Genomic DNA, 22,471 nt, shown 5'->3' on the forward strand with positions numbered 1-22,471 from the left:
ATAGGCCAGTAGACAAGTCGTGTCGACTGGCCTATTTTCTTTTTAAACGATTATTTTTGAAATGCTCCAATCGCAATGCGATTTGCTTCTGATCTCGCCTTTCCGCTCAAATCCAATACGCCATTGATTGCTTGACTAATAAAATTTCCTTTGTCAAGGGCAGGAGACGAATCCCTTAATCCAAAATCTGCTTGTGTCGTTGATATAAACCCCGGATCCTGTCCAAAGATCGCATGCGTATCGCCAATAAGGGTTGATTTCCAGGTTTGTTGATCCCGGATGACTTTCCCATTCCATATCCACTGATCTTCTCCAGTACTGAAGTATAAATTGTAGTCAATCGCATTCGATTTACCTGTATTGGTGTATTTATGAATAAATACGCTATTGGGCTTGGCAACAATAATATTATTTTGGATGATGTTGTCTATACAGTTCTCAACAAGTCGTATTTCACCTTCAATTTCATCAAAATATCCTTTGTCGATATTGTTATGAAATAGGGTATTATTCACAACATAACATTTCAACGTACCACCACCGGTGTAATTTAGATAGCCACCCAGGCTTAACCCCGAGAGTGAGTTGTTATAGACCTCGTTATTTCTTACAATGCAGTCACGTGTGGGAAAATTGTCGGTTTCACTGACTAGGCCGATTCCGCGCCCACAGCGATAGACACTGTTTCTTTCAACAATGATATCCCGGGCTCCGTCGATGTAAATTCCAATGGCCCCGTTATGCTCAGCAAATGCAGGGATAGGACCAGTTCTACCATCAATATCATAAACTTCGTTTTGGCTGATCAGTCCATTACGTACATAGTTCAGGTTTGCTGTAGCATTGGCGGCATATCCTCCGGCTGCAACAATGCCAATATTTTCACCATTGTATACCTTGTTCCGTCTGATAATAAAGCCATCGACATATCCATTGATGGTGAGATTCTCGGAATAACCGGTATTGCAGTCATGGATCGTATTATCCTCCACAATAATATCCTGTAAGGCCTCGGTGGTATTGCCGATGACCAGAATACCATGCCCGCTTCTGCCATCCTGTGGGCTGGCATTGTTCTCGATATGATGGACCCTATTATTTCGTACAGTTATGTTTTTTGAACCCTGGTCAATAATAATCCCATTCACATCATTGCCTTTGTCCTGTGTTTTAAAATTTCGGATTTCAAAACCGTCAAACTGAATAAATCGGGCATTTCTGATCGTTACCAATGCTTCTGTGCCCGAAATGGATAGTCCTTCGCCATCAATGGCCACAGATTCATTGGGATAGGGCTTTATCGTAATGAGTTTCGCTGAACTTCCCGATTTTGAAATCAATAGTTTCTCATGGTAGGCACCTTCACGCACAAAAATGGTGTCGCCCGGTGATATTGCATCTAAAGCGCGTGCGATAGTACGAAAGGGTTTGCTCTCTGTACCCTTGTTCTGGTCATTACCGGTGACCGAAACGTACCTGCTTTTTTGAGGGGCTGAGTCGGTCTGAATAGGTTCGAGATGATCAGCATGACTGCATGCCGAGCACAATAGCAAACCTTGCAATAGTGCGTAGCTCAACGAAAATAGGCGCTTAAAAATCATATAAAGTCATTTGAAATTTGAAGAAGCTGTCGAAGGCATAAAAGCGAAGCTTCTGAGGATGCATGAATTGAAAACATGTTGTGGGGGATACAAACAAAAATCAAGAAAAAGAGGGGTGTCCGATGGTTCTATTTCGGACACCCGCTAGGTTATTCTGATATAATCTTTCGGACACTATTATTTTTCTTGTCGATGACATAGACTGTACCATTTTTATCTACAGCCACACCTTCAGGCACATTAAATGAGGCAGCCTCGCCGACGGCATTTGTAAAACCTGCGATGTTAGATCCCGCAAATGTACTTACCTGGAATGTTTTGCCATCCACAAAACGAATGCTCTGATCTGGAGAACCGCTATCGCCGCCGGCAGTACCGTTTCCGGCAACATACACATTGTTTTGGCTGTCAGCCGCAATACCCCAAGGGAGTGCAAATTCAGCCGCCGTACTAACACCATTTTTATAACCATATTTACCGGAACCGACAATGATGGTAGGCTTCCAGGTTTTGGGGTCATATTTTCTGATTTGGTTGTCGCCATGTAGACAAATGTATAGACTGCCATCCGGACCGCAGGCCATACCTGCTGGAAAATTCAATCCATCGATGACGGTCGTTACTGCTGTACCATCTGTATTTAACTGATAAATAGGAGCAGGGGAGGTCACAGAATTATAGTATAGCTTTTTTGACACTCGGTCATAAGCAATAAACCAAGGTTCCCTTGCGGCCCAGGCGACAACCTTTGCCGTCCCATCGGGTGTTATCTTACGGATATCCCAGTTTCCCGGATCAACAGTGTATAAGTTTCCCTGTTCATCGATGGTCAATCCATAAGGAAGGCTGAAGCGTGCTTCACCGCCTTTTCCGTCCGCCATACCGGCATTACTCGGGGATCCGGCTAAAGTACTGACGTTTCCGGCAGGATCGATTTTCCGGATACAGTGGTTACCGGGGTCAGTGACATAGACATTTAACGCATCATCTACAGCAATACCGCCACTGCGATACCAGGACTCACCACCAAAATTGAACTTCGCATCAGCACCTTTTCCGTTGAGGAAGCCTGCTGTACCATTGCCCGCCAAGGTACTGACCGTTCTTTTGTAGATATAGCTGTAGCTATCTTTGGATGTCCCTGTTTTTCCCCCAATAGCGACTTCAATAGGTCCGCTACCAGCCCTTTTAGGGATTATGGCCATGATCTGGGTACCGTTTGATGCTATAATCTTTAAGGGTATACCATTGAGCTTAACGGAAATTGCAGCTGTGTCCGTTGTAAAGTTCTCACCATTGATCAGAACTTCTGTTCCATAGACACCTTGCTTTGGAAGGAAATCCGTGACAACAATGGCTGCATTGGGATCATGTGTCGCACCCATATTATCTTTCTTACATGAAAATATTCCCGCCAATATCACAAAGGAGAGGAGGGGGAAAACTAAATTCCTGTTATATATTAATTTCATCTGTCAATAATTTTTTTTCCATCCGCCAGATGGAGCTTATCCTATTTAAAATTTACATGTATCGGTGTGATAAAAATGAAATTTTAAATAGGAACGGTTCATAAATAGTAAAAGTTAAAATTCAAACCTTAATTACCAGCCTGGATTTTGAACAAGCGCCGAGTTCTTGTCGATATCATCCTGTAAAATAGGGAATAGATACATTTTATCATCCCAGTATCTGTTTTGCAATAAGTTTCTCTTATAGAAGTCCTGATAAAAAAATCCTTGATTGTTATCGTTTGAAGCGATACTCATCCGGTATATTGCTCGGGAGGCTGGGTTTCCCATCATCAGTCGACGAATGAGGGTGAAATAACGGTCGCCTTCAAAAGCCAACTCAATTTGTCGCTCGCGAAGAATCCATTTACGTTGTTCGTCTTTATTGCCTACCACCTGTGGATATACTGCTTCCAGTTTAGGTAAACCGGCCCGTTGACGTATCAGGTTCAGATAGGTCAGAATATCAGGATGGCTCGGATTAACTTCATTTAGAGATTCGGCATAATTTAAATAGATTTCGGCCAAACGGATATGAATATACGGACGATATGCGGGACGATCCTGACGAATATTAGTGGCTGGACTGACATTTTTCTGTGCAAGGTATCCTGTTTTATCGGCACTATTTGAATTCTGGACCAAACCGGCTTTTCCCGAATAATAAAACTCGGCTCTTCCGCGTCCATCCTTGTTGCCGTCCGACGAAAAGAAGTTACGGTCATCGGCTGTCGGTGCAGGTAGGATAGGCTTACCATTATAGAGGATATTGACGTAAAATCGCGCTTCCCGGTTTACATACATATTTGAATTGCCAGCGATATAACCTCTATTGACGCCATCGCGGCTCTTGCCCCAGTCGGCTGGATCATCTGTTGCGACGAAACCATCCTCCCGATAACCAGAGCTGGGATCGTCAATGGTTTTCCCATTACGCATCAGATGGGCATCCACAACATTTTGTGTGGCATTCATCATCGCAATCCCTCCGGGTTCAGGTGCACTTCGTTTCTCATGTCCCCACTGCCAGGTGTCCGCTTTGTGCGTGGAAAAAATAATCTCACTATTCCAGTTGGTTAAAAAGAGGTTACGGAAAGACAGGTAAGGATCGAATTTTGAATCTCCTTCATCCAGATTGGTAAAGAGCTTATAGACATTTAAGTCAATAACAGCTTTTGCGGCATCAGCGGCCAATTGCCATTTATTGGCATCATTCTGCAATGGGGCGAGTGCCTTCCCATCCTTGTTTTTGAAATTTGCAAAACGTGGATTTCCATTCCATAGTGGACTTGCAGCCCAAAGGGCCACCTGTGATTTTATGGCTAAACAGGTTCCTTTGCTTGGGCGACCATAATTGGAGGAGGCGGACCATACCACAGGGAGGTCTGCTGCGGCAAGATCCATCATGCTGTTGATGTAATCGACGCATTCCTGAAATGAATTGCGGGGATATTTATTGAAATCTTCGTTCAAACCCAATGTCCCTTTCAACAATACCGCTGGGCCATATTGACGTAGCAATTTCCAATAGTACCAGCCCCGCAAGAACCTTGCTTCGGCTTTGTATTGTACTTTAAGTTCTGTGCTCAATGCGCCTTCAGGAACTTTGTCGATGTTTTCCTCAAAAATAAATGACTGCCTAATGGCGGTGTATGCGTTATTCCAATAATGCTGCCAGTACATGCTTTGTGCATTCCAGTTCCCGACAGCCATTTGCCGAACGTTCACAACAGGTATATTACATGAGCTTTCATCGCTGGCACCAAGGGTCGTAAAATCGTCTACCGGTGTTTCGATATAACTATATATCTGGTTTAAGTAAGATTCTGCATTGGCCCGGGTCTCCCAGACCATGTCTGAAGTGAGGAGGTTATCCGGTTTTTTGTCCAAATAATTACAGCTTTGCATATTTTGGCATAAGGCTAGCGCTAATAGACCCGATGCAATATATTTTGGTGATATCTGTTTCATGGTTATTGTATAGATTTAGATTAAAACTGCGCCCGAACGCCGAAGGTGATCATACGATTTAATGGATATTTGGCACCGTTGCTTCCCAATTCGGGATCCCAGAGCTTGAATTTGCTAAACGTCAGGAGGTTTTGGCCCGATGAATACACATAAAGCGAAGTGAAACCAAGTTTGTCCAATCCTTTTGCTTTAATAGTATAGCCCACAGAGGCTTGTTTCATACGTATATAAGCTCCATCTTTTAACCAGTGTGTACTGTTGATGTAATTGTTGTCACTGCCGCTGGCCATTGTTAGACGTGGGTAGTAAGCATCCTGACGTGGATTTTCTGCGGTCCAACGGTCTTCAACAATGGACATGGTATTGTTGGGATAGATTCCCAGACCCGAAAAAGGGAGGACTCCGACACCATTGACGCCCATGCCTTTTCCGGGAATTTCACTGCCATTGGCCATGATGCCTACATCAGCAACCCCTTGAAAGAATAGGGAAAGGTCAAAGTTTTTATACGAAACAGAAAAACCGGCACCATATAACCATGAAGGAAACCAGGATTTTCCAAGGTAGGTTCTGTCATAAGGGTCAATAATATTATCGTCCTCAGCATTTAAGTTTTTGTAACGGATATCTCCGGGTGATACTGGGCTAAACTTTTGCTGCGGGGCGGATTCTACTTCTTCTTTGCTCGTAAAGTAGCCCAAGGCAATATGCCCTAGATACTCACCAAAGCGTGTTCCTGTCTTGGACTGATAGCCGTAGCGTCTGACTGGTTCATCCGCAAATACTATTTTATTGCGGCTATAGGTGACGTTACCAAAAAGGCGGAGCCCAACATCCCCAAATTTATCGTTGTATTCAATACTGGCATCCATACCCTTATTGTCCATCTCACCTATATTGGCATAAACAAAAAGACTATTATAACCGGCGATAGAAGAAATGGATTGTCTCTCGATAAGAATATTTTTTCGACGCTCAGCGAAACCGTCAAAGATCAGGTTGAGCTTGTTCCATAATCCGATTTCAAGACCGATCCCAGTTTTATAGGATCTTTCCCAGGTGAGATTCTCGACACCCAATATTCTCTCCGTTTTTCCGCCGACCCAACTTCCATTGAGACCAAAACCTGTAGAGCCACCATCGCCTATCTGCGTTAAGTAAGGGAAGCGATTTTGAGCACCGCCTATATTATCGTTACCGACAACACCATAGGATCCCCTGATTTTTAATAAATTAAATGTCTTTTTCAGAGGCTCAAAAAATTCTTCATTGGAAATCACCCAGCCAGCCGAAGCAGAAGGAAATAGGCCAAATTTCTGACCTTTTTCGAAATTTTCGGATCCTGTATAACCCGCGTTAACTTCTACAAGATATTTATCACGGAATCCGTAGTTAATCCTTCCGGCCAGACTTTGGTTGCGATAGGGAATCGATCCAATAACATTACCCGATAGACTGACCAGACGGTTACGCATATTATAAAGAAACATCCCCCCAATTTTATGGTCATTGAATGTACGATCATAATTTAAATTACCTTCAAGATACATAACGCGTTGGCCAGAAGATTCCTGGCTGTAGTCCAAAAATTGCTGACCGACTCTGCTTTGGTTAAAAATGAATTCCCCTTCAGGTGTTCTGCCTGTCGCCTGCCATAAATCATTTTTTCCTGAGCGACGGTTATTGAATTCGCCGTAACTGTCAAATGAGAACCGGGCATAGGCGGATAATCCTTCCGTAATTGCGTCTAATTTTTGATTAATGGTAAGTACCGACTGTACAATGGGTTTGAATTCGTTGGAATAACCATTGTTTTGAACTTCATTTAATGGATTGGCACCGCCACCACTCAGTGGTCCGGCCCATTTACCGTCCGGATATTGAATCGGATAGGCAACGGGCGTCGTCGCATAGGCTAAGTACCACAAATCACCAGCGGCGATACCGGGGTAGCGGGAGTTAACCAACATCCCCGTTAAGTTCAGTTGAACGGAGGTGGTTTTTGATAAATTGACATCCACGTTACTTCGGAAATCATAGCGTTTGAAATCGAGATTAGGATTGTAATTGTTTAAGTTGCTGACCTTATAAGGGCCTGTTTGATTATAGTACGATCCCGAAATATAGTATTTCACCGATTCTCCACCACCGGTAATATTGATGTTGGCATTGGTGAGCATGGAATTCTTCTTATAGACTTCATCAATCCAGTTCACATTGGGATACATATAGGGATCTAGCCCACTTTTTGTTTTTTGGATCAATTCATCTGAATAGGTTGGGGTCAAGCCCATATTTGTTCTTGCTTCATTCTGCAGTTCCATATATTTTACGCCATCCAGCATTTGTGGCGTTTTTGTAAAACCTGAGAAGCCGGTCTCTGCCTTAAAGGAAATCTTTGGTTTGCCGGCAACACCTCTTTTGGTGGTAATAATCATTACACCATTGGCGCCCTTAGCACCATACATAGCCGTGGATGAAGCATCTTTTAATAGGGAAATACTGGAAATATCTTCGGGATCAATATTATTGAAAGACCCACCGAAACCACCATTGACATCATCACGTTGCACACCGTCGATGATAATTAGTGGAGACGAATTACCTGTGTAGGTTCCGATTCCACGGATTGTAAAATTTGAATTGTCATAACCGGGTTCACCACTGGACTGCACGGAGATAATACCGGCGACTTTACCAGCTAAAGCATTTGATAAATTAGGAACCGGTGTACGCATATCGGCCATATTTACCGAACTTACGGCACCCGTAACATTGATTTTTTTCTGTGTACCATAACCTACAACAACAACATCATCCAAATTATTATTGGCCAATGCCAAGGTTATATTTAAATAATCCTTGTTTTCTGCTGGTCTTTCAGTGCTCTCATAACCTACGTATGTAAATGTCAAGATCACCTGACCGGATCCGGATAGTGGGGCGATGGTAAAATTTCCCTTGCCGTCGGTTGTCGTTGTGATCTGGGTATTTTTTATACGTACGGTAACACCGGCTAATGGGTTTCCCTGTTGATCTTTGACTGAGCCATTGATGGCTTTTTGATTTTCGGTAACCTCTGCGGTACGAGCTACTCCCGTCGATTCTTTTGGACGTATTATTAAGGTCTTTTTGATGACCTCAAACTCAAGTGCCTGATTTCGAAACAAGGCTGTCAGCGCTTCATTCAGTGTTGTATTTTCAAGATTAAGGGTGACAGGGCTTGCTTTCTTGATCAGTTTTGAATCGTAAAGCAGATCAAGCTGAGCCTGTTTGCTGATTTCTGCAAGAACAAGGTCGACCTTACTATTTTTAAAATGTAGGTTCATTTTTTGACTATAAACCGGAGTTTTAGCCTGAACAACGCCAAAAAATGCGAGCAGTAGATAGAACTTCATAATCAATAGGGTCTTAATTAAGAACATGTACTGTTCTTTTCCCAGTTTTATTTTCATAATTTTGTTTAGAATTAAAAGGTTAATTAATTTTTGACAGAAAATTTTTAAACTCTATTCGTAGCCAGGATGTGACAGCATCCTGGCTTTAAGTTTTCGATTTATCTTTTTGTGACGTAGATCCTCCTTTCCACAACTTTAAATTTGATTGATTTTGTTAGTTCGAGAAGTGATAAGATCTCTTCAATATTTTCTCTTCGGGAGACTTTCATTTTGAGGTTTACATCATCCCAGTCATTTCCCTGAAAGATCACTTCGGCGTCGTACCATTGCGCGACATCCGCCATGATAGTTTTGATATTTTCATCTTTGTAAATAAAGTAGTTGTTCTTCCAGGCGATTTCAGATTCAGTATCAAATTGATCTATTTGAACACCTGAGGCAGATATCTTTGCACGCTCACCGGGTTTGAGCATCGTCTGGCCTGCTTTTGACGTTAAACGTACTGACCCCTGAAGCAAGGCGACCTTTGCAACATGGAGGTTATCCCTATCGGATACATTAAATTTGGTGCCCAATACCCGGACTCCAAATCCATTGCCCGTTACAATAAAAGGTTTGTGTTTTGATTCAGCAACTTCGAAGTAAGCTTCTCCCTTGACCTGAACGAGACGACGGTCAGCAGCAAAATGCTCCGGGAAAATCAGGCTACTCTCGGCGTTGAGCCATACTTTGGTACCATCTTCTAAATTGATCTGATATTTACCGCCTTTCGGGGTTGCTAAGGTGACAAGTTGAGGTTCCATATTTTTTTTCTCGGTCTTTGCCTGATAACTAATAACGCCTTCATGGTCAATTCTGAACAACAACTTTCCAAAGGGAACAGTGTCTCCAACCTGCTGTTGCTGCAGATCCAGGCTGCTGCCATCTGAATTTTTCAAAGAGGCCTTTTCTGCACCCGGATTCAGGTATGCCCGCTGATTTGTAACTTGTAAGTCGGTATTTTGACCTTTAAAAAAATAATATCCGGCAATGCTGGAAACAGCAAGTAACAAAGAGGCGGCATAAGGGAGGTAACGACGGAAAATGCTTATTTTTTTTGTATTGCCCGCTTTTGCCTGAATAAGTTGTTCTACGTTGCGCTTAATCTGTGTTTCTATATTTTCTGCAGGGCCGAATTTATCTTCGTCCCAAGTAGCATCATGATACGCATCCAAGAGCCTGTCGTCTACTTCACGCAGTTCATCTTCAGTGGATTGCTTGCGCAAAATTTTCTTGATTAAGTCTATAATTTCAGGTTTTTTCATGAAATCTATAATTGATTCGTTCTTATAGAGTTCATTTTTTCAATTAGCCCCCAAAAGGAATTACACTTTTTTAAAAAAGAAAATATAAAAGAGTCTTTTATTAGATTTTTTTTATTGTAATTGATTGTATTTCAGATTCTTGTTAGAAAAAGAAAATTTGAAAAAAGATGTGCATATTCTGCATACCTTGTTTTAATCGTTTCAACGCAATAGAAATTTGGTTTTCTACTGTTTTTACGGAAATATTCAGTCTCTCAGCAATCTCCTTATGGCTTAGTTGCTCCATTCTGCTGAGGAAAAAGATCTCCTTACATTTGTCAGGAAGCTGGTTGATCATTTGATCCAGATAATCCAGCAGTTCACTGTACTCCAATTTTAACAATGGATTGAAGGAATCAACATAGTCTTCATCTAAATCTTTCAATTCGACATAATCCATTTTCTTTTTGACATTTCGGAATACTTCGTAACGAATGCAGCCAAATAGATAGGTTTTGATGGAATATTTAAGATTTATTTTCTCTCTGTTTCGCCATATATTGATAAATACATTTTGGACAAGTTCCTGACATACTTCGGGATCCTGCATCGTGATGGATGCTGTTTTGAACAGTGGTTGCCAAAAGCGATGCATCAGGTGTTGTAGCGCGCGTTCCTCACCTTGACAAACTGATTCAAAAATTTGCTGATCCGAACAGGCGGAGAAATTCATAATTTAATTCTGTTTACAATAGGTATCCCACAAAAACCTTCTCAAAGTAAGTATAAAATAACAATAAAACAAAATCTAATCTGCCAGTGCCATGATCTGCAAGTAGCAAAGAAGTTGTCTGATGACGGAATCCTAGGATTGAGGTAAAAAAAGGGAAACAGGTTTCTTGAGGATGACTAGTGAAGGCCTTCGGCTGACAGAGGGATCTGATAGGGACCAAGTTAAGACCATGTTATTACCAAGCTCGGCCTGTAAGCAGAGTGAGTGTACAATGAGTGCACGTTGAGTCCACTTTTTAAGGTGCTTTCACTGTGCCTACACGTTTTTTACAAGTCGGGAGCAGGGCGAGCATGGGGCGAACTTGTCCATAAGCTATCTACTACAAAGCCCCTTGAAAATTTCAAATTTCTGTATAACTCCTTATTAGCCACTTGGTAGATGGTCTTTAAAAAATGTATTTAATCTGTTTTGATCTGGATTTAGGCTTCAGATTTTTTTTCTTTATGAAGAGAGTCCCTTTTGTCGATATTTTAACAGCCTAATTTCCTTTTTCAAAACGCTGTTAGATTTATTTCAATAGATGCGTATGTTTTTTCATTTAAAACTTAATATAGTCATAATGATAAGTTGATGTTAGAAGTTTAAGTTGTTGTGCCTTAGTGGTCAAATCAACTTTTAGCGTGAATATCATGAGACGAGTCTATTATTTATTGAATTTGATTATTTTCGTTTTTGTCGTTCAATTTTTGGGTTGCAAGAAAGATCCGCCAAGTAATCCTGTTGGTTCCAATGCCTATGTCAACAGCTGGATATTGGACAGCCTTCGCCGCTATTATTTGTGGAATGAATCTCTCCCAAAAAAGATCAACATGGATCAGGAACCACAACTGTTTTTCAGGTCTTTATTGCATGAGAATGACCGCTTTTCCTATATGGTGGATCCAGCGGATCCCAGCAGCTTTCCAAAATCCAACCGGAGTCAGTTTGGATTCGATTATAGTACCTTGAGCAGTGCTGATGGCAAGCTCGTCTTTGCCGTTATCAAATACGTCTACAACGATTCGCCAGCTTCCCGAAATGGATTGAAGCGGGGAGATTACATCAGTAGGATCAATGGACAGCAATTGACGACCGAAAATGCTGTTGTTCTTCAAAACGAACTGTTAACAGGAGACAAGGGGCAACTGACTTTAGCAGCTTTGGAAAATAATTCCCTGAAGGATATTCAAACTGTGGATTTAAGCAGGGGTATGTTACTTGAGCAGCCCCTATTACGGGAGATTTTCCGCTTGAATACCAAGATAATTGGTTACCTCTATATCAATGATTTTAGCCGCGGTATAGCACAGTCGGCTATGTCGGATTTTACCGTTTTTAAAAATGAACATATAGATGCTCTTGTGGTGGATCTTCGCTATAACCCGGGTGGCCAGGTTGCTGAGGCTGCGGGGATGGCTGGATTGATCAGTGGCTTACTTTTTAATACCCCTTTTATCACCTATACAGGTAATATCAATGGTGGGCGAAAAACAGAAAGTATCGGTCAGAGTGCTTCAAGTGATGGTACATTGCAATACAACCAGATCTTAGAAACCGGCATGAAATTAAAAGAGGTTTACATTTTAATGAGCGCAACGACGGCATCAGCCGCTGAGATATTGATCAATAACCTAAAACCTTATGTGCATGTCATCACGATAGGAGAGAAGACGAGAGGAAAAGATGAGGCTTCATTTGTAATTAAGGATATGCGGCCCGCAAAAACGATCTCTTGGGAAATGCATCCGATTATTTACAAGCTGTCCAATGCGCTGGGAGCGGGAGATTATGCTACTGGAATAGTGCCACAATATCATGTCAACGAACTTGAAGCCTTGCCATTAAAAGCTCTGCCTGCTCTTGATGATCCCTTGATTCAACGTGCTATTGCACTCATTGGAGGAAAGGAGAGTCTAGACAAGAAGGGATCAAGCAAACAGTCTTCGGTAAGTTCACTGCGGATACTGACAGATAGTAAAAGGGAGCAGACGAATCAAGAAATCCTACAAATAAACAATTAACAGCTTATATATTAATAACTATATAACACATACTTAAACTAGTGTTAACTGTGGGTTAATAGGTGCTATTTAGCTTTGGGTCATTACCATCAATATACTTGTTATGAAAAGGAAAGCAATTGAAACAAACGAACAGTTATTGGACAAATTACGTCAGGGAGATACTGCCGCATTTCAGGAACTGTATTTTCGTATGCGTAGTAAGGTAATTGGCTTTTCTTACAAGTTTTTACGTTCTCAAGAGGGAGCGAAAGAACTGACACAGGAGGTATTTGTCAAGCTCTGGGAAAATCGCGAAAAAATAGATGCCGGCAAAAATATTGAGAGCCTTTTGTTTGTCATGGTACGGTACAGTATGCTCGATACCTGGAAAAGAAAGTTGCGCTATGATAGTTTTCTTGAAACGCAAAGCAGAGTTGAGCAGCACCAGGATTCCACCGCACAATATATCGACTATCAAGAATGCTATGCGGTATTAACACGTTCGATTGAGGCCCTGCCGCAACAGGCACAGAAGGTGTATCGACTGAGTCGGGAAGAAGGATTGAGTCATCAGGAAATCGCTGATCAACTACAGATTTCTACCAATACGGTGAGCAATCACATCAAAAAATCCATGCGCCAGATTCGAGCCTATTATCATAATAGTTACCCAGAAGCATTTGGCTGTATCTTAAGTTTGATTTTGGTCCTTATCTAAGGGCCAATTTTTCCCTCCAAAAATTATTTATATTTTTTTTTCTTTCGAGTAGCCGTTCTTTCCTTGCCAGTCTTTCTATAGATAAATAAGCAAAAAGAAGTGCAAGACAAAGGATACATCAAAAGCATCATGGAACGTTTCCGACAAGGGCAAGCAAGCCCGGCGGAGAAAAAGATCCTGTTGCGCTATTTGGAGACAGATCAGGAAGAAGAGCATATGGAGCTCTTTGCAGAGATGATGGCTGATCTGTGGGAAGGCGAGCCTGCCTATAGGGAGGAGACCGCTGAGACAGAGGCCGCGTTTGCTGAGATCTTGCAAGACATCCCAAAAGATAAGAAAAGAAAGCCAATCAAAATAGTACAGCAATGGTATTACGCAGCGGCGGTAGTATTATTCTTTTCAGTTGTTTCGAGCTGGTTTTATTTCCAGACACCTGAAAAAGCTATGCAAACCACCAGCATAGTATGGTCGAGTAAAACGACTCTTGATGGACAAAAAGTAAAGATTAGATTAAGTGACAGTAGTATTATTTATCTCGCTGGGGGAAGTACTTTACGTTGGCCCGACCAATTTGTGAAAGGACAGAAACGGGAAGTTATATTGACCGGGGAAGCTTTTTTTGAGGTTAAGAGAGATACCAGCAGCCCATTTATTGTTCATTCCGGGCAAGTGAGCACACAAGTGTTGGGTACCTCCTTTAATATCTATGCTTATCCAAAAGATAAAAATCAAATAATCTCGGTGCGTAGTGGAAAGGTTCGTGTAAGTCGAAATGGGACGCACCAATCGAAAAAACTGGCGGATCTGACTGCAGGAATGCGTCTGACCTATGAGCAGCAGACGATGGGTTTCGTTGTCGAAAAAGGTCAGGATCCCGCATCATTTAATAGTTGGATAGAAAACCGTCTGAGCTTTCAAAATGCCAACCTTGGAGAAATAACAAAGAAATTAAGCCGGTATTACAGTATTCATTTTGATATCAAGGGCTCGTGCAAATTCGATAATTATCGTATTAACGCCAGTTTTGACAACCAGCCCATCGGGAAGATTATGGAGCAGTTAGCAATGATGAGCGGAGGTAAACTTAGCTATCGGATCAATGACGAAAATTCAATCACCTTATGGAGGAAGGAATGCCCATGATATAATCGCAGCATAAAGAGCGGATAACGCTATAACAACGAACGAGAAACAAAAAAGAAAATAGAACCGCTCTGGACCAACAGAACGGTTCGAGAAACAAATTTCTAATCAATTGAATAACTAAAAAATCGTTGAATTCCATGAATATAAGCATATATTCTCAAAACAAAAGAAAATTTTCAAAATCTTGGAAGCAGGTCATCTTATTGACAGTCTTCGGTATATTACAGTTTTTTATTCCTGTGGTTTTCAATGGTGCTTATGCACAGGGACTTCAGAAAAAAGTGAGCCTAACCCTTAATTCAGTACCCATTACTAATGCCTTACGAGATTTGCAGACAGTATCTGGTCTGCAGATCAATTACGATGGAAGTATATTTTCCGGGCAGACCAAAGTGAGTTTACATGCACAAAACTACACGGTGGAAACTGCATTAAAACAGCTTTTGGCCAGTAGTAACGTTGGTTTTAAAACAGCCGGAAACAATACCGTTGTTCTCTTTAAATTACCCCCTCCGGTAAGCCCCGGACGAATGATAGGAACTATTGTTGACGGGAGCGGCGACCCATTGGTCGGTGCCACGGTTATCGTGCAGGGAGTGGGTAAGTCTGTCATGACGGATAGCAAAGGGAATTTTAATATCGAATTAAAAGCGGGGACATATACCATTGATATCACCTATATTTCTTACGAAAGTCAGCGGGTTACAGATATAAAAATCATTGACGGGAAGAGCACCAGCTTAAATATTGCGATGAAAGCAAGCGCGAATACACTAAGCCAGGTGATTGTGACATCTTCCTTTAAAAAGGCCAGCATTTCAGGACTATTGGTGCGACAAAAGAATGCTTCGGAAATCAGCAATGGTATTTCAGCAGAACAGATTGCATTGACACCGGACCGTAATGTGGGTGAGAGCTTGAAACGTATTTCTGGTGTGTCTACAATAAATGACAAATTTGTTATTGTCAGAGGAATAGGGGAACGGTATAACTCCGCAACATTGGACGGTACCACACTACCAAGTACTGAGGCTCAGAGTCGAAGCTTTTCTTTTGATATCATTCCTACGGCTATTATAGACAATGTTGTGGTGGCGAAATCTATCACACCGGATATGAATGTGAGTTTTGGTGGCGGACTTATTCAGATTAATACCAAGGATATCCCAAATGAAAACTTTATGACTATTGGAGCAGGAACTTCAATAAATGGGCAATCTATAGGAAAAGACTTCCTGAGTCCGAAACGAGGAAAACATGATTACCTCGGTTTTGATGATGGAAGAAGATCATTTCCAAAAGATTTGTATATAGCTACAGCAAGATCTCCGATTGAGGATGTTGTTGCGCAAAGTAAGCGTTTCACAACGGATAATTTTACGCTATATAAATATAAAACTAGACCATCTCAAAATTATCAATTTACAATTGGCCGTCTCTATAATCTGAAAGGAGGAAGCGTCCGTAAATTTGGTTTTGTAGGAACGCTTAATTATCGCAATCGACAAGACATCACGCATATTGAGGATACCAAAAGAGGGTCATGGTATGATGAGTTTCCTGATAAGAATACAGGTAAGATTTATGAGTTTAATACAACATGGGGCGGTTTGTTAAATATGGGTTTGCAGATTGACCAACATCGTTTTTCATTTCGAAATACCGTAACTCGGGTATTCAATAATAGCATAACTCGAGTAATGGGAATTGATGTTGATGGTGATCCAGATGGAAAACCGGATCGTATCAGAGAGACTACTATTCCGACTTTTACCACGCTCCTGCAAAATAAGCTAACTGGTCAGCATCAGATTCAAGACCTAAAAGTAGAATGGGAAGTCGCGCGATCTGGTATCAACCGGGATGATAAGGATATGGGTATTCTAACTCAGAATCTGTCTGCTGAAAAAATTAACGGTGAACGTATTTTTCTCTATGATTATTCACAATTGGTGGAAGGCAGAAGCCAACCAGCATCTCGACATAATTACTCCAATAGAGAAACACATTATTCTTGGGGAGCATCAGGGACACATCCATTCACTGTCGGAAACGTGAAGAGTACAGCAAAGATCGGTTATTTTGGTTTACAACGTCGTGCAGCATTCCATTATCAAATTGCAGCAATGGTTGTAGATAACAAAACGTTCGATCAGAAATTAAGATACATTTCTATCGGAGACCGTTTTAAACCTGAAAATATAGGTGAACATGGATTTATGTATGAAATGGATGGATGGGATCTGGATTATTACAAGGGTAAGAGTCGAAATCACGCTGGATACCTAATGTTTGATCATAAGTATTCTGATCAACTGCGTCTGCTTTGGGGTGTGCGAGCGGATGCGTATAAATATACTGAGATCAATAACCCCAAAAGTGATGGATCCATTATTGATTTTAAACTACCTGAAGAACCAGCGGTTCGTTGGCTGCCCTCTGCCAATTTAACCTACTCACCAATCAATACGTTAAATATCAGAGCAGCATATGGTAAAACGGTTATACGACCTGAAATGCTCGAAAATAGTCAGTTTTTACGCTATAATCCGACTTTTGAAGGCGTATTTGGCAGTACTGGGATTAGTAGCACAGGTATTACAAGTTGGGACTTGAAAGGAGAGTGGTTTCCAGGCTTAGGTGAAATCCTGTCACTTGGAGCATATTATAAACATTTTGACAAACCAGCTGAAATTTACGCACAAGCTACAGGAACTTACGATTGGCAGTATACCTTAGCAAACTCAGCCCAGGCAAAAGTATATGGAGTGGAATTTGAAGTGCGAAAAAACTTAAATTTTATCTATGATCATTTATTGATGAAAAACATGGTTATTTATGGAAACCTGACGATGCAAAAGGGTGACGTAGCTGCCTTCGTGGATATGCAAGATCCCGAAACAAAGGAATATAAACGTATTGAATCCAAGCAATCACGGTCTATGTATGGTCAAAGCCCTTATTTGATTAATATGGGAATACAATATAATGGCGAGAGCTTCGGATTAAATATCGTTTTTAATCGTTCCGGTAGGAAGACATCGTTCATCGCAGCAGCGGCAAATGAGACCGAATATGAAAAGCCACGAAACCTTTTGGATGCCCAAGTCAGCTATAAATTTATAAATAAACGTTTGGAAGTGAAGGTAAATGCAGGAAATATTCTAGATGCCGTATCTGTATTTTATAATAATTACAATAGTTATGAAATAAATCCGGATGCGGCGCCAGGAGATATTTCTGATAATATAAGGTTGAAACCGGGATTTAGCAATGATTTTGATGAAGGAGATCGGGTGATGTTAAGACAGCGCTTCGGTAGAACCTTCGGAACAACGATAACGTATAAATTCTAACAATGATAAATTATTAAAAAAGGAAGGAGGATAAAGTGGAAGAACAAAATAAAAAAGCGAAAGGCTTTGCTGGAACGGACCTCTCGCTTAAATACATATTAAAGTCAATAGCTTCCTAAAGAGAAAACCAACTAATCTTGCAGAATGCCTAGGGCACTAAACAAGTCGACTTGCCATTTATCTGGCCGCAAATTAATAATTTTTTAACACAAATCAATAAAAAAATGAAAACTCTAAATAAAACTTTAGCTATTCTAGCAATCGCATCAACATCTTTAACTGCGTGTAATAAAGATAACGCTTTACAAAATGATTCTTTCGATAATCGTAGTACTTCAGCAGCAGATTACAGCCAATCTTCACTACCAGTTGTAACTATTTCAGCGGATATTACTAGTAGTGTTACTTGGTCTGCAAGTAATGTGTATGAAATCAAAGGAGTGGTTACTGTTACCAATGGTGCTACACTAACTATCCCTGCTGGAACTTATATTAAAGCTGCTGTTAATACACCAGGTGCACAAAATGGTGTATTGGTCATTGCTAAAGGAGCGAAGATAAATGCGCAGGGTACAGATACCAACCCAATCGTATTTACAAGCCGTAACTTATTGGATGGCGATAATGCAACAGTTGGTAAACCTGGTGATTTTGGAGGTCTAATTGTATTAGGTAATGCACAGATCAATGAAGCAACCGGAACAAAGTTAATTGAAGGTTTAGCTGATAACGCAAAATTCTATTATGGTAGCAGTAGCGCTACTAATAATACAGAAAGCAGTGGAACAATCAAAAATGTACGTATAGAGTACGCTGGATATAAATTAGCTGACAACATTGAAGTGAATGGATTAACCCTTGGTGGTGTAGGGTCAGGTACTGTCTTGAACAAAATTGAGGTAGCATGGGGGCTAGATGATGGATTTGAATTCTTCGGTGGTCGTGTAAATGGATCGGATTTAGTTGCTTTCTCAAATGATGATGACCAGTTTGATTTTGATTTGGGTTATCAAGGAACTATTTCAAATTCAATTGCATTCGCCAACAAAGTTTCTACACATAGTGCAAGTGGTGGAAATAGCGATTCAAATGGTGCTGAAATTGATAATCACCCAACCGCGTTCACTGCATTACCTAAAACTAAACCTACGTTTAACAACGTTCGTATTGTAGGAACCAAAAATGAAACAGGTATAACAGCCCCTGGATTTAAATCTGGGGTGTTGGTACGTCGTGGTGCCGAGTTAGCTTTGGTAAATTCAAAAATTACAGGATATAAAACAGGTTTGCATATTAATAGCGATGCGACTCCTTCGTTGACTTCTGTTCAAGGATCATCCTTATTTGGATTTACATTGGCTGCTACTGCTGGTTACACAGACCTTGGTACAAACACTGTTGCTCCAGTAGGTACTACTGCTCCGACATTCAGCATTTCGACGCAACCGTTCTATAATGAAAGTGGATTCGTACACGGTTTGGCGTATCCTTGGGTAAAATTTAATTACTAAGCATTGCTTAAAAAAATGTATAACAAGACCTAGGTTGACCAATAAGTCAACCCAGGTTCTTATATAAAAAATATGAAAAGATCCATATTTAAATTAATGAGTTTGTTGATAGTTACTGCACCTCTATTACCATCTTGTCAAAAAGGAGAGTTGTTTGATACTAGTACGCCAAAGATTGTCGAAATAGCTTTCAGCGGCTCCAGCTCTATTCCCTTGGAAATCATTTATGATGAAACCGTCGTTGATAGCACAAGAGGAGAATTCAATACAATGCCTAATCCATTTAAATTGAATATTGCAAATGGTAGTGAAAATATTTCCGTTCGCCAAAAAGGGAAAACAGCCATATTGAAAAGTTATAATATAAATGCTGAAAGCTTTAAACAGCCATTTGGGATTTTTTATGATAATGGAAAAATATATGATTCGGGGATAAAGTATAAATTGGAAATTTTAGCCAAAAACAGTGGCTTGGATTTCTATCTGGATAATCAGATCATCCATCAAAATCCATATGAAGGATCCACCTTGGAGACGCTCACGATCCCTGTTAATAAAGAGCAAAATCGATCGCTTACAGTAAAGAAAAAAGGGGAAAAAGAGATTTTGCTAACAAAAATAATAACAGCAGCTGATACAGATAAAACACTAAAATTCTATCTTGAGGGGAATGACCTGGTCGAGAATCTGACTATTCCGGCTTTGAAAAACCCAAAAGGGATGTCCGTGACCTTTAAGTTGCTAACAAATGTAAATACTGTCGAAACTAATTTTATTGGAGGCGATGTGGATTTGGTCGCTTATATTCGGAATTTGAACACGACTGATGTCAAAAAACCAAACCCTGAATTGCGGTTTACAACTCCAGCAAACCAATCTTTTGTAACAATGGAACTACCGCCACTTGCTGAGTCAGAATATTATACATTTGACTTAGTAAAAAAAGGAACCAATGAACCTGCATTTGTCAGTAACAATTCGATGAAAAAAGTAAGTTTAGGGTCTGGCAATTATGGTAGTTTTTATTTTTTTAATCCAGACTTCATGCTTTTCCTTCCAGGTGAAAGGATAATATGTACGATAATGCCCGCTGAGGAGACTGGAGGAGCTAATTATGATGAGATTTTCGTTACTCCTGCAATCAGCGAATACCTCACTAATTGGATTAACTTCAAATGATTTTAGAGTTAAAGTAATTGGATAAATAAAGCTGAGAAGTACCCTGTGCAGGATTCTTGGCTTTTTTCGTTTATTGAGTATCAAGTTAAGTAGTACCAAGGTCTGAGATATTGATGGTTGTTGATCAAAAATCTTTTGTTTATCAGGAAATTACTATTTTTAAATAAGGACACCGTATCCTGAAACTGATTAAACTTTTGTTAAGTTTCCGTATTAAAAAAAAATATAGTTAATTTATTGGTATTTAGATACAAACGATGAAGAAGAATTTTGCAAAAGCAGAAATGTTTATCCGGAAAGATGTCGCTGAAGTGTTTCAGGCGATGGTAGACCCTGCGATTACAACTAAAATCTGGTTTACCAAGAGTTCGGGAAAATTGGAAAAGGGAAAGACGATTGAATGGGAATGGGAGATGTATAATCATAAGGTCAATGTTGAGGTGCTGGAGATCATAGAAAACCAAAAAATTATTTTCAACTGGGGCAATTATGACAGGCCTTCAATTGTCGAATGGGAATTTCGTGCGATAGAAGGGGGAACGTTTGTATCCGTGACCAATGAAATCGAACATGATACGCCCGAAAAGCTGATCGCTGAGGTGCGCGATAGTACTGAAGGATTTACACTCGTTTTGGCCAATCTGAAAGCATATCTGGAATTTAATATTTTGCTTAATCTGGTAGGAGATAGGTTCCCGGAAATGTAGGCAGCGTGAAAATAGCGTTTATAATGAGGGTTGTTTTCGGAGATATGACTTTCGGATACGATAGCCTATAAAGATCAGTAGTCCGCTGATCAAAATTACAATTAACATCCTTACAAGCTTAAACTCATTGTATGTGCTGTAGTTGTCATTTTGGTATTTGTTTGCTTTCAGATATATTTTGCCGCTGCGGTTATCCAGGATAAAATTAAATTGATTTAATATTTTATTGCCCAATAAGCTTTGCTTGGTATTCGGATAATCGGGATTATTGGCATTGGTTACAATGTTTTTAAATACCTGGTTCCCGATTTTGAGCTCCGGAATGACAATGATCTTTTTTCTGCCAAAAGAAAATAGCGAATGATATTTGTTCCAAAGACCATAACGATTTGTAAAATCGTCCCCAATAAGCATACTGCCATCCCGACCAGTATCAAATAGAAAATGGAAGGGATAATCCTGTTCTCCGACTTTGATATTGACTTCAAATCGGGGGCGATGTTGGAAATAGTCAACATCGTGAACTTGATAGCCCTGTAGATCGTTGATTATCTGATCGCTTAGGATCATAATCTTTTTCTCATAATCAACTTCGATAATCTTGTCCCGGAACAGTGAATTTCCGATGATCATATCTTCACCATCCGCTAGATTTCGAATTTGCACCAACGGAACTTTATCCCAGCGTAATCCACCAATTTCCAAACTATTGATACTAGCACTGGGCTCATTGTTTGTTCCATCCGTATTCTGGACACTGATGTGACCATCAAATTTGACAGCCGCTTTTGCAGGAGATTGCTTGCTGAGGCAGGTGATACCCGCTCCCAGATCAAACATGATCGTCAAGTTTTTATAACCATTGAGGCTTCCCTTAAAATAAAGACGACTATTTTTCATAAAAAAGGGAATGGTATCCGACGAGTGTATCGCTGGCTTAGGTTGTACAGTCGGATTTAATAGTTGCTCATAATTGGCCGATATGCGCGTTAGAATACGATCCCGTTCATTCAGTAATATGATGAAATCATAGGTTTTACCATAAGTAGTCGTAAAAGAAATGGAATCCTTATCGGTAATAAATGTGATCTTACGTTCTGCTCTTGGCACCTGTGTATAGTAGATATCAGGTGCCGTTGCGGGGATTAATTTCCATACATCCTTAGCTAACAACTTTCCATCACGGATACTGACGAAGGGTTTGCTGGCCTGAATCACAGGTAGATTTTGTTGGCCTTGAGTTTTGGAGACCATAAACACGGCAAAACCCAAACTAAGGGCGAGAAGCAGTGCTGTTATCTTCATCTGTTTTATT

14 protein-coding genes are annotated in these 22,471 nt (G+C 40.5%); 7 read left to right on the plus strand and 7 right to left on the minus strand.

The genetic code is table 11. The features are described from left to right. Positions 1 to 50: 50 nt before the first annotated feature. The 6 genes from LC454_RS03080 to LC454_RS03105 form a co-directional block, all read right to left on the minus strand. Positions 51 to 1,601 (minus strand): DUF1565 domain-containing protein, encoded by a 1,551-nt coding sequence (locus LC454_RS03080; protein WP_223579252.1) that lies wholly within the window; start codon positions 1,599 to 1,601, stop codon positions 51 to 53. Positions 1,602 to 1,750: 149 nt separating this feature from the next. Then, positions 1,751 to 3,073 (minus strand): IPT/TIG domain-containing protein, encoded by a 1,323-nt coding sequence (locus LC454_RS03085; protein WP_223579255.1) that lies wholly within the window; start codon positions 3,071 to 3,073, stop codon positions 1,751 to 1,753. Positions 3,074 to 3,205: 132 nt separating this feature from the next. Then, complete coding sequence (locus LC454_RS03090; RefSeq protein ID WP_223579258.1) at positions 3,206 to 5,083, minus strand: RagB/SusD family nutrient uptake outer membrane protein; 1,878 nt, start codon at positions 5,081 to 5,083, stop codon at positions 3,206 to 3,208. A gap of 20 nt (positions 5,084 to 5,103) precedes the next feature. Then, positions 5,104 to 8,538, minus strand: coding sequence for a TonB-dependent receptor (locus LC454_RS03095; RefSeq protein ID WP_223579261.1), 3,435 nt, complete (start codon positions 8,536 to 8,538; stop codon positions 5,104 to 5,106). A 101-nt stretch (positions 8,539 to 8,639) separates the two neighbouring features. Further along, positions 8,640 to 9,785 (minus strand): FecR family protein, encoded by a 1,146-nt coding sequence (locus tag LC454_RS03100; RefSeq protein ID WP_223579264.1) that lies wholly within the window; start codon positions 9,783 to 9,785, stop codon positions 8,640 to 8,642. Between the two features lie 142 nt (positions 9,786 to 9,927). Next, the gene (locus tag LC454_RS03105) at positions 9,928 to 10,497 is read right to left on the minus strand and encodes an RNA polymerase sigma factor (protein ID WP_223579267.1); all 570 of its coding nucleotides are present in this window, start codon (positions 10,495 to 10,497) and stop codon (positions 9,928 to 9,930) included. A 689-nt stretch (positions 10,498 to 11,186) separates the two neighbouring features. Here LC454_RS03105 and LC454_RS03110 point away from each other — a divergent pair. From LC454_RS03110 to LC454_RS03140, 7 genes are all read left to right on the plus strand, one after another. Further along, positions 11,187 to 12,557, plus strand: a complete 1,371-nt coding sequence (locus LC454_RS03110; RefSeq protein WP_223579270.1) for a S41 family peptidase — start codon at positions 11,187 to 11,189, stop codon at positions 12,555 to 12,557. 103 nt (positions 12,558 to 12,660) lie between these two features. After that, entirely contained in the window at positions 12,661 to 13,257 is a 597-nt protein-coding gene (locus LC454_RS03115) for an RNA polymerase sigma-70 factor (RefSeq protein ID WP_223579274.1), read from the plus strand. A gap of 99 nt (positions 13,258 to 13,356) precedes the next feature. Next, a complete protein-coding gene (locus tag LC454_RS03120; RefSeq protein ID WP_223579277.1) occupies positions 13,357 to 14,400 on the plus strand; it encodes a FecR family protein in 1,044 nt (347 codons plus the stop codon). Between the two features lie 140 nt (positions 14,401 to 14,540). Continuing rightward, the gene (locus LC454_RS03125) at positions 14,541 to 17,759 is read left to right on the plus strand and encodes a TonB-dependent receptor (RefSeq protein WP_223579282.1); all 3,219 of its coding nucleotides are present in this window, start codon (positions 14,541 to 14,543) and stop codon (positions 17,757 to 17,759) included. 224 nt (positions 17,760 to 17,983) lie between these two features. Beyond that, positions 17,984 to 19,270, plus strand: coding sequence for a hypothetical protein (locus LC454_RS03130; protein WP_223579286.1), 1,287 nt, complete (start codon positions 17,984 to 17,986; stop codon positions 19,268 to 19,270). 72 nt (positions 19,271 to 19,342) lie between these two features. Further along, a complete protein-coding gene (locus tag LC454_RS03135) occupies positions 19,343 to 20,449 on the plus strand; it encodes a hypothetical protein (protein ID WP_223579289.1) in 1,107 nt (368 codons plus the stop codon). Positions 20,450 to 20,706: 257 nt separating this feature from the next. Then, complete coding sequence (locus LC454_RS03140; protein ID WP_223579292.1) at positions 20,707 to 21,156, plus strand: SRPBCC family protein; 450 nt, start codon at positions 20,707 to 20,709, stop codon at positions 21,154 to 21,156. Between the two features lie 18 nt (positions 21,157 to 21,174). Here the strand turns inward: LC454_RS03140 and LC454_RS03145 are convergent, their stop codons facing one another. Further along, a complete protein-coding gene (locus LC454_RS03145; protein ID WP_223579295.1) occupies positions 21,175 to 22,461 on the minus strand; it encodes a pepsin/retropepsin-like aspartic protease family protein in 1,287 nt (428 codons plus the stop codon). Positions 22,462 to 22,471: the final 10 nt, after the last annotated feature.

Origin of the sequence: Sphingobacterium sp. GVS05A, from assembly GCF_019969845.1 — a bacterium.
In the GTDB taxonomy this organism is placed as follows: Bacteria; Bacteroidota; Bacteroidia; order Sphingobacteriales; family Sphingobacteriaceae; genus Sphingobacterium.

Coding starts and splice junctions, on each gene's coding strand:
- LC454_RS03130 (WP_223579286.1), top strand. CDS start 17,984: ATGAAAACTCTAAATAAAACTTTAGCTATTCTAGCAATCGCATCAACA.
- LC454_RS03145 (WP_223579295.1), bottom strand. CDS start 22,461: ATGAAGATAACAGCACTGCTTCTCGCCCTTAGTTTGGGTTTTGCCGTG.
- LC454_RS03135 (WP_223579289.1), top strand. CDS start 19,343: ATGAAAAGATCCATATTTAAATTAATGAGTTTGTTGATAGTTACTGCA.
- LC454_RS03085 (WP_223579255.1), bottom strand. CDS start 3,073: ATGAAATTAATATATAACAGGAATTTAGTTTTCCCCCTCCTCTCCTTT.
- LC454_RS03115 (WP_223579274.1), top strand. CDS start 12,661: ATGAAAAGGAAAGCAATTGAAACAAACGAACAGTTATTGGACAAATTA.
- LC454_RS03140 (WP_223579292.1), top strand. CDS start 20,707: ATGAAGAAGAATTTTGCAAAAGCAGAAATGTTTATCCGGAAAGATGTC.
- LC454_RS03090 (WP_223579258.1), bottom strand. CDS start 5,083: ATGAAACAGATATCACCAAAATATATTGCATCGGGTCTATTAGCGCTA.
- LC454_RS03110 (WP_223579270.1), top strand. CDS start 11,187: ATGAGACGAGTCTATTATTTATTGAATTTGATTATTTTCGTTTTTGTC.
- LC454_RS03125 (WP_223579282.1), top strand. CDS start 14,541: ATGAATATAAGCATATATTCTCAAAACAAAAGAAAATTTTCAAAATCT.
- LC454_RS03095 (WP_223579261.1), bottom strand. CDS start 8,538: ATGAAAATAAAACTGGGAAAAGAACAGTACATGTTCTTAATTAAGACC.
- LC454_RS03080 (WP_223579252.1), bottom strand. CDS start 1,601: ATGATTTTTAAGCGCCTATTTTCGTTGAGCTACGCACTATTGCAAGGT.
- LC454_RS03100 (WP_223579264.1), bottom strand. CDS start 9,785: ATGAAAAAACCTGAAATTATAGACTTAATCAAGAAAATTTTGCGCAAG.
- LC454_RS03105 (WP_223579267.1), bottom strand. CDS start 10,497: ATGAATTTCTCCGCCTGTTCGGATCAGCAAATTTTTGAATCAGTTTGT.